Annotated in this window: 9 protein-coding genes; 4 read left to right on the top strand and 5 right to left on the bottom strand. The window is 41.3% G+C overall.

Annotation, left to right across the window (positions count from 1 at the left end; genetic code table 11):
• Positions 1-31: 31 nt before the first annotated feature.
• From CWB80_RS15235 to CWB80_RS15220, 4 genes are all read right to left on the bottom strand, one after another.
• Positions 32-2,551 (bottom strand): TonB-dependent receptor plug domain-containing protein, encoded by a 2,520-nt coding sequence (locus CWB80_RS15235; RefSeq protein ID WP_138599938.1) that lies wholly within the window; start codon positions 2,549-2,551, stop codon positions 32-34.
• 135 nt (positions 2,552-2,686) lie between these two features.
• Positions 2,687-3,667: a GGDEF domain-containing protein gene (locus CWB80_RS15230; RefSeq protein WP_249362598.1), complete on the bottom strand. Its 981-nt coding sequence runs from the start codon at positions 3,665-3,667 to the stop codon at positions 2,687-2,689.
• A 150-nt stretch (positions 3,668-3,817) separates the two neighbouring features.
• On the bottom strand, positions 3,818-4,195 hold the full coding sequence (locus tag CWB80_RS15225; RefSeq protein WP_138599939.1) for a DP-EP family protein: 378 nt from the start codon (positions 4,193-4,195) through the stop codon (positions 3,818-3,820).
• A gap of 23 nt (positions 4,196-4,218) precedes the next feature.
• On the bottom strand, positions 4,219-7,473 hold the full coding sequence (locus CWB80_RS15220) for an nSTAND1 domain-containing NTPase (protein WP_138599940.1): 3,255 nt from the start codon (positions 7,471-7,473) through the stop codon (positions 4,219-4,221).
• Positions 7,474-7,699: 226 nt separating this feature from the next.
• Between CWB80_RS15220 and CWB80_RS15215 the strand changes: the two genes are divergently transcribed.
• The gene (locus CWB80_RS15215) at positions 7,700-8,128 is read left to right on the top strand and encodes a hypothetical protein (RefSeq protein ID WP_054551821.1); all 429 of its coding nucleotides are present in this window, start codon (positions 7,700-7,702) and stop codon (positions 8,126-8,128) included.
• Positions 8,125-8,316, top strand: a complete 192-nt coding sequence (locus tag CWB80_RS15210; protein WP_054551820.1) for a helix-turn-helix transcriptional regulator — start codon at positions 8,125-8,127, stop codon at positions 8,314-8,316. The genes CWB80_RS15215 and CWB80_RS15210 overlap by 4 nt, the downstream gene beginning before the upstream one ends.
• Before the next feature lie 46 nt (positions 8,317-8,362).
• Here the strand turns inward: CWB80_RS15210 and CWB80_RS15205 are convergent, their stop codons facing one another.
• A complete protein-coding gene (locus tag CWB80_RS15205) occupies positions 8,363-9,553 on the bottom strand; it encodes an MFS transporter (protein WP_138599941.1) in 1,191 nt (396 codons plus the stop codon).
• Between the two features lie 267 nt (positions 9,554-9,820).
• Between CWB80_RS15205 and CWB80_RS15200 the strand changes: the two genes are divergently transcribed.
• On the top strand, positions 9,821-10,672 hold the full coding sequence (locus tag CWB80_RS15200) for a universal stress protein (protein ID WP_138599942.1): 852 nt from the start codon (positions 9,821-9,823) through the stop codon (positions 10,670-10,672).
• Positions 10,673-10,776: 104 nt separating this feature from the next.
• Positions 10,777-12,909 carry a TonB-dependent receptor gene (locus CWB80_RS15195; protein WP_138599943.1) on the top strand — a complete coding sequence of 711 codons (2,133 nt, stop codon included), beginning with the start codon at positions 10,777-10,779 and terminating at the stop codon, positions 12,907-12,909.
• Positions 12,910-13,232: the final 323 nt, after the last annotated feature.

Below are 13,232 nucleotides of genomic sequence, written 5' to 3'. Positions count from 1 at the left end.
GTTAGCAATTACTGCTTTCACGCCCTATTTTTTAAAAGCTATAAGTGATGTTACCGTAAACAAAACGACCATCTAAACTGTATGGCGTAAATGCACTGTAGGTAAAAATTTGATTGAAATCACTATAACCTATATTGCTTACAGTATCTTGAGGGTACTGATCAAATAGGTTATTAGCGCCTAATGCAAATTTCCACTGCTCATCGGGACGATAAGCTACCTCTAAGTCAGTGATCCATTTAGCATCAATAATTTCATCACCTTCAGGCGTACTTGAAGTGTCAACGACTTCGCCATAACGGGTTGCACGTAATGTGGTCTGAAAGTTTTCATAATCCCATGTTGCAGATAGGTTCCACTTATCAGCAGGAGTGCCTTCTTCAAAGCGAGTGATTTCACGACGTGCGAAGTATTGATAGTTATCACCTAGTGCTTCTAGCTCTGCTGGGTTTTCTTTAACGTGTGTGACTTCTGTGTCGTTAAAGTTAACCGCAGCACTTAAGCGTAAATCACCATAGTTTTCTAAACCTAATGAGTAGGTAGCTACAATATCAACACCTTGCGTACGTGAATCAATAGCGTTTGTAAAATATCGAACGCTTTGAGTGTTTTGTTCACCAGCTGCAGCTAGAATCGCTTCAACTTCGGGACCACTTAAGTTTTCAGACAATACGATACGGTCGTCAATTTCAATGCGATATGCGTCAAGCGTCAGGCTAAAACCGCCTTGCGTAAAGATAAAACCCGCCGTCATATTAACTGATTCTTCAGCATCAAGTTTGCGTGCCCCTAGAGCTTGGGCTGCAGGTTCATCAACTGGGAATAAACCGACCTCACTTGGAATACCGTTTTCAAATACAGTACTTACTGATTTATAAGAAGTTTGTGCAAGTGAAGGCGCTCTAAAACCTGTGCTAATTGCACCGCGTAACGACAATGACTCGTTAATGCTGTAGCGCGTAGCTAGTTTAGAGGTAAAAGTGCTGCCAAAATCGCTGTAATCTTCAAAACGACCAGCCAACACTAGATTCCAATCTGTTGTTAGGTAAGTATCAAACTCAGCAAATACCGCAATGTTATGGCGGCTTTCGTCAGTTGCACTTTCTGGAGAGAAACCAGCTAACACTTGTGCGCCACCAGCAGCAACAGGGTTGCCATCGTCATCCAATACGGTGATGTATGAAGCCTCTTCACCTGCTTTGATTTGATAATTTTCGTGACGATACTCAGCGCCCACGGTAACAAACACATCATCAGGTAAGCCAAGGTCAAGAGTATTGCTGGCATCCATGTTAATTAAGTATTGCTCATAAACAAGGGCGCCGTTATCAAATTCAGTTGGGCTGCTAACACCCATCGACGTATTTAAGCTATTACTGACCCCTAAGCCGAAATCGTTGCGACCATAATTGGTACTTACATCCCATGTCCAGTCATTGGTTTCGCCGTTAACACCGATCGCAAATGAATAGTCATCAACATCCGTATCTATTTCAGGTAAAAAGCCGTTAGGGTATACTTCGGTTAAGTTACGAGAGTCTTTGGCACGGCGATAAAAGCCTGCCGAATTACCTTTACGGTTTGAGTAACTAGCAAACGAGTAAAGTGATAGTGAGTTATCAAACTCGTAACCTAGATTATAAAAAAGTGCATAGTCTTCGATATCGGCTTTACCAAAACGATGATTGTAACGGTCGAAATCAAATTCACGTGAGTCTAGGTTGCCATTTTCATCACGACTGTATTGCTCGCGTTGATCAATTCCCGAGCGGTTTGTTGGCTCGTTATTGCGAGATTCAATAGAGATGTTTATAAAGCCGCTATCACCTAAAGCAAAACCGGCATTCGCACTTGCTGTTCGCGAAATACCATCGTTTAATTTACGATCACTGCCTTTTGCAAAGCTCAAGTTACCATCGTTATCAGCACTTGTGCTTAGTAGTTGCGGCGAGCCAGCCATTTGCGTGTCGTATTCACCGTAAGTGTAGCTAACGCTACCGCCCTCATCAGCGTCTTTTAGTACAATATTGATCACGCCAGCAATGGCATCAGAGCCATATTGTGCTGCAGCACCATCGCGAAGAATCTCAACGCGCTTAATAGCTGAAGTAGGAATATTGTTTAAATCAACGGCCGTCGAGCCACGACCCACTGTGCCACCTAAATTTAATAGTGCACCTGCATGGCGACGTTTACCGTTTACTAATACCAGAGTGTGATCAGGAGCAAGGCCACGTAAAACGGCTGGTTTTGCATGATCAGTACCATCGGCAAGAGTGGCGCTAGGGTAATTAAAACTTGGTAACTGTGAAGCAAGTACTTGGCTAATTTCAAGCTGACCAGTACTTGCTAAGTCGCGGCTTGTTAGTAGATCAACTGGCACTGTACTTTCAGAAAGGCTACGTAAACTCCTACGTGTACCTGTAACAGAGATAACCTCAATATCTTTTGCTGTATCTTCTGTATTTTGCTCAGCAGCGATTGCAGTCGCTGATGCAGCTAACGTACTTGCGATTGCAAGTTGCAAAGGTAATTTTTTGAATAATGTCATTATTGTTCCCATCTGACTTATCTAACTGAATTTAGTCTATAATACGAAACGGGAACAAACAAATAACATTAAAATATAGTATATGTGTTACTTATGATTGTTGTTGAATTTATGTTTTTATTGTTACTGTTATGTTTACGCGCTAATGCTTATTTTATTTCTGCCCTCTGTTTTTGCTCGGTATAAAGCAGTATCTGCAGCGCAAATTAATGCTTCTGAAGTACGATATTGATTATTGAACTCGCAAGCAATTCCTTGACTTACACTTATTCTAAAATCACTCGGTAATCCTATGTCAGTAAATGGCATGTTATTTATTTTTATTTGAATATGTTTAGCAATAGCGGCGGCTGTGTCTTTTTGACAACGGGGTAATATAATAGCAAATTCTTCACCGCCATAACGGGCTGCTAAACAATCGCGAGAAGGGAGTGACTCTGCTATTATACTTGCTACTTTTTGTAAGCATTTATCGCCTTTTACATGACCGAATCGGTCATTGAATAATTTAAAGTAATCAATGTCGATTAATATAGTGCTAATAGCCTGATTGGTTTGTACGCTTTCTTGCCAATGCTCTTTTAATGACTCTTCAAGGGTTAATCTATTTGCAAGGCCGGTTAAATGGTCAGTGGTAGCCTGTTTAATTAAACGATTATATTTCTCTTTGTGTGATGATAAATCGTGTAATACACAAATAAATAAATTTTCTGCAACGGCAATATTTTTTGGCAGGCTCGATATACATAAATCCGCCTCAAGGGTTTTACTGTCGGCACGGTTTATTTTAACTTCGTTTGGCCCAAGGCTTATCGGCGAGTCTTTATGGTCTAACCAGCTAAGTAGGGTATACATGTATTTATCACGGTCGGTGTCGTGTAGGTAATGCAAAATGTTTTGCCCGATTAACGCTTCTTGGTTGTCACCTAAAAGCTGAGCCGCCATCGGGTTTGCAAATTCAAACGTGCCTTGGCCATTAATGATAAACACTCCTTCAGGAATGTTCTGAAACATTTGTGCAATCAGTGCAAGTTGCTCTGAATTGATAGACTGCGGTAGTGCGTTTTTCGCTTCTGGTTTTGCAGTGCTTGGTTGTTCATTTTTATTAGTAGACACGTTCGTTTCCTTTTTGCTGATGCAAACGATTTTGGTGTCTATAAAGTTACTTAAAAAAGTGCAAATTAACCTTCTGGTAATCTTCTGGTTTTAATCTTTTGTTTTGTAATGTAAAAAAGCTCCTAAAAAGGAGCTTTTCACAAGAGGTTTTTAGTTTTCTTTATCATTTTTTATTTGCGGGTCGGCACTTTCATAGCTTGTGCCATTGCACTCAACGATGAAAATCATACACGCAGTACCGTTATTTTCATCAGTATCGGCTACTTCAATTGTTTGGCCATCATTAGTGACTTTAAAGCTAAAGTCTTGCTCGCAATCACCTTCAAGGTTTGCAAATTTAGCACCTGTAAACTGAAAGCCCGCTTCAGATGTTGCGTCATCAAGTGTATAAATACCTAGGCTGTTTCTTTCGTTGACAGTACCGCCACCAGAAACTTGCTGACCGTTTTGGAAGTATGTAAATACAGCTTCATTTTCAGTGTTAAGTGTAACATTCACTGTAAAGTTGTAAGTTTGACTTTCGCTCATTGTTATTACCTTCTAGTTGTTTTTTATAGATCAAAGTTAGTAATGCCTAACTCAATTAGTTTACTTTTATTTTTTTCTATCTCGCTTACTTTATTTAAACAGATATAAGCTTGTATAAGAGGGTAAACTGTTTTTATACTTTTACTACCGCTACTGTTTTCTTCTGTTGTACTTATAACTTTTCTGCAAAATTCACTTTTTGAAATAGGATCTTTTTCTAATTTTGCTTTTATTAAATATGTCTTTATAAGTATTGATTCGTTTTCTATTTTTCTTGTGTTGTTGATTCTTTCTTTAAATTCTGAGTCGTTTTCAAGTTCATTTAGTAACTCCTTTGCTTTTTGGTAATTTTTTCTATTTATAAAATATTTTATTAAACTTATTCTAATGTTAATTATGGTTGGGTTTGAAGAGGTTAGGGTATTAATGTAATTAATTACTTCAATAGCTTCGTCACTTGTTTTGTTATCTTCAAGTAGCATTAGTTGGTAAGAAAGAGATCTATAATATTTACGCTTGAAGTTAACGTTATTAGGATCTTGTCTGAGTGCTTTTTTTATAGAGATTGTTGCATTTTCAGCTTTCAGATAAGCATCTTTTTTGTCCGGGAAATAACTTAGAAGGTAGCTTTGTTGCATGTAGATATTAAAAATATCATTAAGAAGGCTAGCATCATCAGGTCTTATTTTTAGGACAGAATCTAATTGATTAATAGCTTGCTCAAGCATGAGCAATGCTTCGCTTAAATTCCCTAGGTTTTCTTCTGTGGTTGCAATCCAGCTTATAGTATCTGTCTTATCGCGTAATAAATTTTTGTTATCAGGTTTAAGCGCAAGAGCTTGGTTTTTAAGTTTTAAAGATTCAGTAAAGCTTTGTTTTGCAAGTGCGTAATTAAATTGTTTTAAATACAGTGAACCTAAGGAGTTGTAAGAATAAGATAGCTCTACAATCGAGTTAAAGTCATTGGGTGCTAATGTGTACATTTTTTCACTGTACTCTTGGTAGCGTTTTATCCAAGGCTCGGCGGCATTGTAGTCACTGCTATCAAAGTTTAATTGCCCAAGCCAGAAGGCATTGGCCCCTGCAAGCATTAAAACATCAAGGTTGTTGGGTTGAATTTTTAGTAATGATTCTAGGCGCGTTCGCGCATTTTCAAAGGCCGTGAAGGCCTCGTCGGTTTTGCCTCGAGAGTAAGCGACTTCGCCCATGGCCTCTAAGGTTTGAGCGTATTGAAAATGGTTATTAAACTCGGCTTGTTTATCGCTAAAGTCAAACAACGAAGCAGCTTCTTCGTCTTGATTGGTAAAATACTCAAGGGCTTTGTTGCTAATACCATCCAGTAAATCCATGCGCTTAACGCTTCTGAGTTTATCGGCAAATTCACCGACCATAAAACCCAATAAACTTTCGGCCTCTTGGCGTTTTTGTTTTGCTATTTGTTCGGCGTGATAGCTGCGCACGCTCATAAATGTGGCAATAAAGGTTAAGCACACAAGTGCAGCCGCCGTTATTTGTAACACGCGCTTTTTACGTTTCGCTTTGTTGTTAGAAGCTTTAATTAACGCTTGGTCGTCGCTCGATAAGCTAAACATAGGGTTTTTAACTAGGCTTTGTGCTTCTTGCAGCGGTTTGCCTTGGGCTAATAAAAAGTCGCTGTGTTTATGTTCAAGCAGCCAGCGCTCGGTGGCAAGTTGCACACGGCTTTGAATTGCTAAGCTTTGTTGGTGTTCTTGCACCCAATCTATGGCGCGTTGCCAATGGCGTAGCAGGGCTTCGTGGGCAAGGCTAAAGCATGCTTGCTCATTTTTAAGGTGTGACACAAACAAGCGGCTGTCGACCATAGCCTGAACAAGCTTGGTCGCAGCTGGGCTGGTTAATTCGCTCCAATGTGCTGCACGGCTGGTGAGTGTTTCGCCATCTGGATTTAAGGTGATCAGTTTTGAAAGAACCGCAGCAAGTTCAGTTTGTTGGTCTTTGGGTAATTGGCAAAATACCTGTTCGGCTTTTTGGCCGATAGCTCCTTCGATGGTGCCAAGCGCTTGGTATTCAGAAAACAATAATTCGTTGTCTGGGCTTCGCTGTAAATAAAGCTGTTGCAAGGTGTATTGCAGTATTGGCAATGCATCTGGGTTATTGGCAGTATCATTACAAAGTTGTTCATCAAGCGGTGTGTGATGCTCTGGGTGATGTTGCCAACTTAAGCCTGCTGCAAGTGCTGGCAAACGGATCATTTGCTTAAGCTCAGAGCGAGTTGGCGCTAATAAGTCAAAGTGTGCGCCATTGGCTTTACCTGCCATTAAACTTGGTTGACTCACTACTTGCGGGTAAAAGTCATTACGACAGGCACTAAAAATGATCATGCAGCCACTTGTTGCTAAGCGCTCAATAAGTGCTAACAGCTGGTTGCGCTCGTCATCGCTAAATAAAGGTGATGACAATAGCACTTCGAGCCTGTCGATAAATAAAAATAAATAGGGTGTAGTGCACTCTTTATTTAGCGTTGCAAGTGCTGCTTTACAGCGGGAAATAACCTGTTCTGGATCTGTTAATAACAATTCAGCCAACGCATCGGCGCTTATATCGCTAAGTACAGGTGCGTCGTTTATTTCTAAATCGAGCAAGGTTGAGGCTAAATCAAGCAGTAAGCGCTCTTTGCTGACATCGGCAAAGTCGAGTTGGCAGTAACTATGTACTCTAATGCCATCGTAGCCATTACTCGACATTAAAGCGGGCAATACACCTGCGTTAACTAACGACGATTTACCTGAACCACTGGCTCCCAAAATTAAGCAAAATGCGCGACCAAACTCTATTTGAGCCGATACCCGCTGTAGCAAAGTGGCAATTTGTTTGTTACGACCAAAAAACACATCGGCTTGCTCTGGTGCAAATGCACTTAAGCCAACAAAGGGCGAATCACCTTGCCAACTGGTTTGGCTGGCTTTTTGTTCTTCGTTGAGTGGAAAGTTGATTTCGGCAATAACCCGATAACCGCGTTTACGAATGGTTTCTATGTAATGCGGATCACTTGCTTTATCATCAAAGGCTTTACGTAATTGGGTGATCACTTTATGTAGGGGGTTGTCACCGAGCGCCACATTTGGCCAGCAGTGGCTGATAATTTCTTCACTTGTTAGTAGCTCACCTTGTTTTTCGCAAAGCAGCAGTAATACATCCATCGCCTTGGGTTCAAGATGCTTTGTTTGTTCACCGCGTCTGATTGAATTAGTAGCCGGAGTAACTTGCCATTCGCCAACGAAAAACAGCGCCGTATTCATAGTGTTATCTTCATTGTTATTGTTAGAAACGCAGTCCGATTGGACCGATTACGGAATTCTTTGATTAATACAATATTATGAGATCAACAGCAAGCGCCTTGCCTTTTCTGGCATTAAAAAATCATATTGATGTCGTGTATATAAAACTTTTTGTAAAGTTTGTTTGACTTTTTGTGTTGCTAGGTTAATCTTTAGTCAAGTTTACTTTACTTTTAAGGTGAGAATAATGAATCAAACAGGATTAACCTTTAAACAACGTAATAAGCAGAACACGCTAAACCTCGCTAAATGGACATCAGCATGGGTGATTACATTAGCAATTGCCTCATTTGGGCCGCACTTTTTATGGCAAGAGCAGGCTATTTTTAGTGTTGTAGCAATCTTAATTAATGTAGTAGTTGGCATCATGATGATTTTATCGAACAAACGACAACTACAAGGAATGGATGAGCTGCAGCAGCGTATGCACCTTAATGCAATGGCCATTACCTTGGGTGCAAGCTTGGTATTTGGTTTAGCTTACTCGGTGGTGCAATCAAGCGGTTTAATTAGCTTTAAAGAAGATATATCGCACCTCGTGCTCTTTATGGGTTTAACCTATTTAGTGAGTCTTTTAATGATGAATAAGCAGTTAAACGACGAGGGCGAAGAATGAAAAACCGCTTGAAAGTACTTCGTGCTGAGCACAACTACACCCAAGCGAAACTCGCAGAGCTTTTGGATGTGTCTAGGCAAACCATTAATGCGATTGAAAAAGGTAAATTTGACCCAAGTTTGCCATTAGCATTTAAAGCCGCGCGTTTATTTAACCTGAGTATCGAAGAGATATTTCAGGATGAGTAAGTCTGATAGCCTTCAGCCTTCAGCGATCAGACTGAGAGCTGACAGCTTAAGGCTTACAGCTTTGTTTTTTCATCTGCATCGCACTTAACGACCACATTAAAAAGCCACCTAAGAATAATGCCGCCGAAACATAGCCTGTTTGACTAGGGAGTGCGCCTTCGGCAATAGCCATGCCGCCAAGCCAAGGGCCAATCGCATTGGCTGTATTAAACGCACACTGTACTAGCGCACCAATCATGGCATGCCCTTGTGGTGATACATCCATTAATAACGATTGGATCACGGTACCTAAACCAACACTAAAACCAATAAAGAAAATCACCGCGTATAACAGCCAAATATTATGGCTTGCGCTTACATAACTGGCTGCAAATACCACTGCACCAATTAGCGCTGCGCCTGTGGTTTTCAGCGGTGAGTGGTCGGCGGCTTTACCTAATAGGTAGTTACCTAAAGTACAACCAATACCAAACATGATCATAGCAATAGAGATAGTGTAAGCAGGGGTATGGGTGACTTCTAAAATAGTGTCGGCAATGTAAGTGTAAACACAAAATACACCACCAAAACCAATAATGATGATACCTAGAATGGTCCATACGAGCTTGTTCTTTAATACACTTAACTCATCGAGAATCGATGTTGGCGCGGTATTTTTTACGTTAGGTACGTATTTCACAATCAATACCAAGGCAACTAACGCAAGTACAGCGGTGCCTGCCAAACAATAACGCCAGCTAAAGTTTTGCCCCACTAAGGTGACCATGGGCACACCAACGATAGTGGCAATGGTTAAACCCATAAACACTTTTGACATAAAGCTTGCGCGTTTATCGGCAGGGGCGATGTCGGCAGCCAATAAAATAGCAGCGGCGAAGTAGGCACCGTGTGGTAAACCACTTAAAAAGCGAAATAAAATAAGTTGCTCAAGCGAGTTTGCAAAAGCACTTAAGCCATTGAATAAAAACATCATACTGACAAACATCAACAGTGCATTGCGCTTACGCATGTTGGCGGTTGTGATCATAAATAGCGGTGCACCGACGACGACGCCTATCGCGTAAGCGCTGATGGCATAACCACTTTGCGCTGGCGTAGACGAAAATGTTTCGCTGATCAGGGGCAACATTGGCATCATAGAAAATTCTGATAGGCCTAAAATGAATGTGCCTAAAGCCAATACTATCAGAATGGTAAACGTGCTTGCGTTGCCTTGGGAGTTGGCTACGTTAGTCATGTAATTCCTTTAAAATAAATTTAAAAACAAAATAGATTTTTGATAATTGAAAGTGCCAGTAACAAATACTTTGTTCTGGAGTAGAGATGTGTGCCCAGCGCTATTGTAATACAAATTAATGGGGTTGATACAGCACTTTTTGGAACGTTCTATATTTGTTTGCTATAAGAAAATAACCTGAACTTCTTAAGTCTTTGCTGTTCAAAATAAATACAGAGAAAAAGCCAGCTATACTTGGTTAACTAAATTGGTTTAAAGGAGAGCGCAATGAAAAAGATATTTGCTTGTATCGACGGTTCATGCATGACCGATGCGGTGACAGAAACGGCTATTTGGATTTCTAAGCGCTCCAGCCATCCAATTAATTTTCTGCATGCTTTAGAGCCACCTTTGCCGCAGGGCAGTGATGATTTAACCGCAATTATTGGTTTAGGTTCGCAAACTTCATTGTTAGAGCAATTATCAAAACTTGAGCAAGAGCGCAACAAAGTAGCGTCGCAGCACGGTCAATTATTGCTAGATGAAGCAATGAAAAAAGCCGAGCATGCAGGCTTAACCGAGATTGAGCAACAGCAGCTTTCAATGAGTCTTGTTGATGCTTTACTTGAACATGAAGACAATGCCCGTGTGATGATTATTGGCCGCTCTGGTAAAGGCCATTACGATGATTTTAAAGTACTGGGCTCGCATATTGAAACGCTGATCCGTCAGGTACATACCCCGGTTGCGATTGTGCCGCCGCAATTTCATGAGCCCACAAACTTTATGCTGGCTTATGATGGCAGCGAAAGTACCGACAAAGCGATTACACAAATTATCAAGGGCGGTATTTTATCCGGCTTAGATTGCCACTTGGTGATGGTTGATAAACAAGACGGTCACAGCCAAGACAAACTCGATACTGCCTCAGCAAGGTTGGCTGAAAACGGCTTTAATGTGAGAGCGCGTATGCTCGATGGCGATGTTTACCAAGCGCTGTGGCGGTATAAAAGTGACCACGCCGTTGACTTAATGGTGATGGGCGCATTTGGTCACTCTAAATGGCGGCAGTTCTTTTTAGGCAGCACGACCTTAAAAATGCTTGAAGATAGCCGTATTCCATTAGTGGTGCTGCGCTAAGTTATTTACCTGTGACAGGGTGCGACAATATGTCACGTGTTCAGACTAATTAATGAGTTTTATAATCGGCGTCATTAATTATTTGCTTTGATTTTAAAAGAGTTATGAACACGCAATCTTCTCGCCCTGGTTTTTTATTTTCCAAAATTGCTGCAGCACTTAGCTGTGTTTTAAGTATTTCTGCCTTTGCTGATGATTCTATTGAAGTGATAGAGGTACAGGGTCATGCCCAAAATAACCATCAACTAGTTGGCTCTGCAGATGCGTTACTGAAAGATTTAGGTGTTGATTTTTCAGCAGCCGGAGGGGTGTCTAATTTGCCAGTAATGAACGGCATGATGGGCGATAGAGTTAAAGTTTTAGTCGATGGTGCTGATGTTACAGCAGCGTGTGCTAACCAAATGAACCCGCCACTCTCTTATGTGTCGGCAAACCAAATTGCCTCTTACAGTGTTGTTGCTGGTGTATCACCGGTAAGCAGTGGCGGTGATAATATTGCCGGTGTTATTAGAGTTAATACGATTGCCCCTGAATTTAGTGATACAGACTCAGTGAACTGGCGCGCAGGCTATGTTACCGCCCAGTACAAAAGCGTTAACGATAGCCAAGCATACGCGCTAGGTGCCAGCCTTGCGAGCAAACAGTTTAGCTTGTCTTACCAAGGCAGCTTTGAAGATGCGAACAGCTATGATGATGGGCATGGTGAGCGTGTACTTGATACCTTATATCGAGTGCAAAATCATGCGTTAACGGGCGCTGTTCGTGATGAGAAACAACAGCTTGTAGTTAAACTGACGCATCAAAAAATTCCTTACCAAGGCTTTGCAAATCAATACATGGATATGACCGATAACACCAGCTATGGTTTCGTTGCTCAGTATCAACGTGAGCTTGAAAATGGTGATTTGCAGGTGCAAGTGAATGCGCATGATGTAAAACACGAAATGGGTTTTTTCAGTAATGAGAAAACCGGCATGATGCCAATGAATACCGATGCACAAGATTACAGTTATCAAGTTCATTGGCGCACTGATTTATCAAAACAATCATCATTAATGCTTGGACAAGAATACTACGGTTATCGAATTGATGATTGGTGGCCGGCGGTTGCAGGGTCAATGATGATGGGCCCAAATGAATACGTAAACATTAACGATGGCAAACGTGACCGCCTCGCGGCGTTTGCTGAGTACCAAAACCAAGTGAACCAAGCATGGTGGGTGTCGGCAGGTGTTCGTGTTGAGCAAGTCACCACAGATACTGGCGAAGTGCAGTCGTATAACGAAGGTGGCATGAGCGGTATGGCTAATATGGGCTCAATGATGGATATGTCAAAAACCGACGCCCAAGCTGCGATGGAATTTAACCAATTAGACCGTAAACGTGACGACACCTTAGTTGATATCAGCTTACTTGCTCGCTATCAATTATCGAACAACGATGAGCTGCAATTTGGTTTAGCTCGTAAAAACCGTGCACCTAATTTATATGAGCGTTACAGCTGGGGTGTAGGCACGATGGCAACCACTATGATTGGTTGGTTTGGCGATGGTAATGGTTACATTGGTAACCCAGATTTAGAAGCCGAAACAGCTCACACATTGAGCTCTAGCTACACCAAACTTGCCAAAGACGATAGCTGGCAAGTAACGGCAAATGTTTGGTACACGCAAGTAAATGATTATATTGATGCTGAAGTGACTAAGAGCTTTAATCGCACCAACATGGCGCATACCAAGCGTAATATTCTTACCTTTACGAATTTAGATGCCACTCTTTACGGTGCAAAACTGGCGGGCTTGGTAGAGCTTTACAACTCAAAGCAAGCAGGAAAATGGCAATTAAAAGGCTCACTAACCAGTACTCATGGTGAGCGTGATGATAGCAATGAAGACTTATATCAAATTATGCCACTGCACACTGAGCTGAGCCTAGAGCACGAATACAAAGGCTGGCAAAACGCACTGAGCTGGCAATGGGTTGATAGTAAAACTCATGTTGATGAGCGCCGTTTAGAAAACCAAACCGACAGTTATCAGCTATTGGCTATCTCAAGTCAGAAAACGTGGCAAAATTTAACCTTTAAGTTAGCAATTACCAACTTACTTGATGAATACTACCAACAGCCACTTGGCGGTGTAAGCATTGCTAATTACAAGCAAGACATGAGCAATGGTTTTGAACAACTTGCCGGACAAGGCCGTTCGTATAATGCCAGTGTGAGTTATAGGTTTTAGGTTAGGGAGTTAGCGAGTTGCTAGAGTAAAGTTAGCAAGCTGCTAGGGTAAAGAGTGAAGAGAGCTGTCAGCTTTCAGATTAAAACCAGAGTTTCTAGTTACGAGAGTAAAGTTAGCGAGTCAGATCACGTGTCCGATATAAATGTGACATAAGCTGTCGTAGGCGTGAAATTTATTTCGCGTTAAAACATATTGCACAAAGAGAAAAGAATGAGAAGATAATGAGGTAAAACAATGGATTACTTGTTGTTTTCCTCTAAAGCGCAGCGTCTCTTATCCTCTTTGTGAAAATAAATGTCTTTGACGTAGGCGTGAAATTTATT

The organism is Pseudoalteromonas sp. S1650 (genome assembly GCF_005887195.1).
Lineage (GTDB): Bacteria > Pseudomonadota > Gammaproteobacteria > Enterobacterales > Alteromonadaceae > Pseudoalteromonas > Pseudoalteromonas simplex.
This window is presented reverse-complemented; position numbering and strand designations above follow the sequence as displayed.